Consider the following 332-nt stretch of genomic DNA (forward strand, 5'->3'; position numbering starts at 1 on the left):
CGGCTCATCGAGCAGCAAAACATCCGGGTTGCTGATCAAGGTCCTGATCAACGCCACTCGTTGCCGCATGCCGCCTGACAGGGTCCGAGGGTAAGCGTTCTCGAAACCGGACAAGCCGTAGGTATTCAAGTATTCGAGCGCGGTCTCGCGTGCTTCGGCCATCGGCATTTTTTTCAGCTCCAGGCCCAACAACACATTTTCGAGTACGGTTCGCCACGGAAACAGCAAATCTTTTTGCATCATGTAGCCAACGCGGCCACGCAGATTTGTCACGATGGTGCCATCGACACTGATGCTTCCCGCGTCTGGCTCTAGAAGGCCGGCAATGATAT

1 protein-coding gene is annotated in these 332 nt (G+C 55.1%); it reads right to left on the bottom strand.

The window, feature by feature from the left end; genetic code table 11:
- The coding region (locus B3F77_RS18235) for an ATP-binding cassette domain-containing protein (RefSeq protein WP_349678424.1) at positions 1–330 on the bottom strand (330 nt) is incomplete at its 3' end.
- Positions 331–332 lie beyond the last annotated feature (2 nt).

The organism is Polaromonas sp. UBA4122 (assembly GCA_002381615.1).
Taxonomy (GTDB): Bacteria; Pseudomonadota; Gammaproteobacteria; order Burkholderiales; family Burkholderiaceae_C; genus Polaromonas.